This window comes from Alistipes sp. An116 (genome assembly GCF_002161005.1).
GTDB classification, from domain to species: domain Bacteria; phylum Bacteroidota; class Bacteroidia; order Bacteroidales; family Rikenellaceae; genus Alistipes; species Alistipes megaguti.
This window is the reverse complement of sequence record NZ_NFLR01000041.1, coordinates 1-3,887: the sequence shown is the minus strand read 5'-3', so window position 1 is coordinate 3,887 and position 3,887 is coordinate 1. Positions and strand designations below refer to the sequence as shown.

The 3,887-nt window shown below is 38.3% G+C and carries 3 protein-coding genes and 1 pseudogene; all 4 read left to right on the top strand.

Translation table 11 applies throughout. From position 1 onward, the window contains the following. Positions 1-1,065 precede the first annotated feature (1,065 nt). Complete coding sequence (locus B5E60_RS13480) at positions 1,066-1,404, top strand: hypothetical protein (protein WP_239403365.1); 339 nt, start codon at positions 1,066-1,068, stop codon at positions 1,402-1,404. Between the two features lie 171 nt (positions 1,405-1,575). Continuing rightward, positions 1,576-2,745, top strand: a complete 1,170-nt coding sequence (locus B5E60_RS13475; RefSeq protein WP_239403364.1) for a hypothetical protein — start codon at positions 1,576-1,578, stop codon at positions 2,743-2,745. 152 nt (positions 2,746-2,897) lie between these two features. Continuing rightward, complete coding sequence (locus B5E60_RS13470) at positions 2,898-3,449, top strand: hypothetical protein (RefSeq protein ID WP_087312454.1); 552 nt, start codon at positions 2,898-2,900, stop codon at positions 3,447-3,449. Between the two features lie 210 nt (positions 3,450-3,659). Then, a pseudogene (locus B5E60_RS13465) lies at positions 3,660-3,887 on the top strand (ATP-binding protein); the annotation flags it as partial.

Genomic DNA, 3,887 nt, shown 5'->3' with positions numbered 1-3,887 from the left:
TTCGGCAGTACATCGACTACTAAATCATTATCGTAACAAGCCCTTTCAAGATTCTCGTTGATGCTCCAGCACGAAAATTCATAGTATTTTTCAAGATAAGGAAAGGCTTGCTTGATGAAGTCAAGCGGAAATGATACGAGACTCATAAGTTAACGAGGTTTATGATTCTTTCAAAATTACGAATTTCCCCTGAATTATTTTCATAATTATTTATTCAATAATTTGATTTATTGTAAAATATTTTATATATTTGCATAACTTTTCTACGAAAGACATCCACCGTTCAAATAGGGATAATTTTTGTTAAGGCAGATTCGTCTGCCTTTTCTTTGCGTTGTGTTACCACATTTTTTGAGTGCGAAATGAACATTCCCTTTAATAAGATAGTTTCAGAATCAAAAAATATGGAATCGTTAAAAAGTGCATTCACTAAAAACAGCCACTTTTAATGACACATCATGTAAGAGTGAGAACAATTTATTTGTGCAAAAAACTTTTCATCAAAAAAACGATGCACGATTTTTGGCGATAATTTTTTTCTCACAACTTGTGTGGTGAAAAACTTTTTTTGCCTGTTTTTTTATTCACGCATTTTTGCGTGTAAAAAATATCGCTAAAAAAATATTCATCCATCAAGATTGGTAAATCCATTTTTCATTTACTGAAACTGTTCTTCATTTATCTGTTACCACATTTTTTGAGTGTGAAATGAAGATTTCCTTTATAAATACAATTACAGGATTAAAAAATATGGAAAGCAGAATAGAAACGGATAGCAAGATTTGAGAGTTGAAAACTTGTTGCTATTTTCTCATTATTGGAATATTCCATTTAATGATAGCATACTCTCTTACTTTATAAAGATGAAAGATTACCACATTTTTTGAGTACGAAATTAATATTTCCTATATAAATACTATTACAGGATTAAAAAATATGGAAGATAGCAGTGATAGAAGATTCAGATAAAGAGATATAAATAACAATTAAACATTTATAAGTATGACTACAAATAACATTGCCAATCAAAATTGAACAATTAAAGCTCCCGCTGGGGCAACTTACTTGTCAGATTTTCTGACCGAGATTCCTGTAAACTGCTTATTTAATAAGAAGCAGACAGGGTGCGGTGCTACCGAGTTAGCCATCCGCAATTCCATTCCAACCATTATAGCCATGCCTTATGTGGCATTGGTCAAGAACAAGACCATTTACCGCAAGGATGATATTTCCGTGCTGGGCGTTTACGAGGGTATTCAAGAGCAGGACATCATCGACTATGCACAGAACCATTCTCCATTAAAGATAGCAGTTACATATGATTCCTTGCCACGAACCATCAGGGCATTGCAAGCTGCAGGTCTCGACCCTTATAACGACCTTTTCCTGCTGGTTGATGAATGACATGTCTTATTCAACTCCTACTCGTTCCGTCATAATGCCATTAAGAATTTGCTTGCAGAAGCCGCTAAATTCGATAAGGCAACTTATATGACGGCTACCCCTATTGAACAAGAGTATGTGTTAGAGGAATTGAAACACCTTCCTGTTTGTGAAATCAACTGACCGCACTTAATGGAGGTCAACATCCGTTCCCGTCAGACATCCAAGCCTGCACAGTATATCGTTAAGGAGTGCCGCAAGGTGTTGGATAGTGATTTGCCTTACAATCTACATATCTTTGTAAACAGCGTAGAGTTCATCGCAAAGGTGATAGATATAGCGAAACTCACTCCCGAACAGGTTAAAGTGGTCTGTTCGGTTAGCGGGGACAATAGCGAGAGCAACCAGCGCAAGTTAGGCAAGGACTATCCCATTGATCAGCCGTCAGACCCCGTGAAGAAGATAAACTTTTACACCTCGACCTGCTTTGAGGGTTGCGATATTTACGACGAGAACGGCGTTACGTTTATTGTCAGCGACGGCAACAAGTCCCACACGTTGTTGGATATTTCCACGCTGTTCACACAGATTTGCGGACGCTTACGGGATTCCAAATACAAGGGCGAGATTATTCACGTTTACTCTACAACCAAGTACAGCCGAGAGGTAACATTGGATGAATATGTGGCATCTACAAAGAAAGTGCTTGCAGAGGCGGTAAGTTATGCTGACGAGATAAACAAGTTGAGCGATACGGTACGGGAAAAGACCTTATCGAAAATCAAATACATCAACGAACAATATGTAAGGATTGAGGACAACAAGCTGGTCGTGGATAAGAACCTCGCCAATATGGATATTGTCAATTTCAAGATATGCAGGCATATTTACAGAACCTATATAAACCTTACAGATGAATTAAAGAGAAATGGTTATACGATAACCCGCCACACGTTCAGCAAGATTATGGAGAAGATAGAGGGTAAGGCCAACGCACGGGTTACGTTCAAAGACCTGTTCGATGAATACCACCGCCTGAAAACAACCAAGCCATTCTTTTCGTTGGATAGCCACGAGGATTTATGCGCTCAAATAGCGGTTAAATATCCATTGGTAAAACAGGCTTACGAGGAATTGGGAACAGACAAGGTACAGGCGTTGAAATATCATGTAGGCAACATCCGCAGGGAGTTGACAAAGCGGTGGTCTGTTCCTGTTGAACGCAAGATTGTCAAGATGATAAATGAGACCTTTGCCAAGCAGGCATCCATCGCAAAGAGCAAAGTCAAAACGGAACTGCAAAAGATATACGACAGTTTGGGTATTCAACAAACCGCAAAAGCGACCGATCTCGCCAAATGATACGAGGTGAAAATGACATCACCGAAAATCAATGGAAAAACAACAGCGTGTATAGTTATCGTAAGAGATAGAATGGTTAGGAACTAAATAAATTGAAAAGCAAGATAATTTCAAATATAGAGTATTATATTTGTGTAATAAAAAAGAATTTTATGGGATTGTATGTACAATCATTAGATAATATTCCATTATCAGCACATCGAAATTACTATGTATATCTTCTTGACTATGGCTGGTACGAGCCATTAAGTAAATCTATGTATGATAATTTCGATAACATGGCTGCTATTGCCGCTCAAAATGATGCAGTTGTTATCCGAGGAACAGATAGAGAACATTTCTATAACGAGGTATTATCTTGGCATAATTTCAATGGAGAGGATGTAGAAAGGGAAGACTTACTCCCCGCAATTTTAATTGCAAATGGACATCCACATAAATTTAAGATGCATGAGGATAATAATCTTCGTTTTATATTAATTCCGCTTAAAAAGTTCTGTACAACATCTACCGAAGTGGTCACATTAGTCGATAAGTTATTTTCTGATATTAAACACCAAAAAGATTTAAATGATTTCCAGATAGCCAAAGAACTGAAAAAAGGAATTGGTAGAGCATTAGTTGATTCTCTAATTCTCGAACCAAATTTTAACGGGATTGGATTTAGCTTCTCAAAACTGATAAACTATCTTCAAAATAAATAAAGAATTAATATATATCAATTTGTCTTATATAATTTATACTGCTCAAATACAAACACCCCGTAAAACACCCCTCCCCTTGTTCGGCATGGAAAGCGAATCTCGGGGAGGTTTTTTTTGTGGCTGATTGTCGGGAATTTTTCCAGACTAACAACAAAAGCAACAGACAGATGGTGAGTGTATTTATTTATTCATCATCTAATTTGTAGCTTTATGCAATTACGTCCATCCATGCGCCGTGCAGCCAAAATGAGGCTGGCACTGGCTGGAGCCTCGGGGTCAGGAAAGACCTACTCCTCGCTCCTCATCGCTTACGGCATGACCTCCGACTGGTCCCGTGTTGCCGTCATCGATTCCGAGAACGGCTCGGCCGATCTCTATGCCCATCTGGGCAGTTATCAGGTCCTCACCTTGCCCGACTACTCTCCCGAGACCTACATC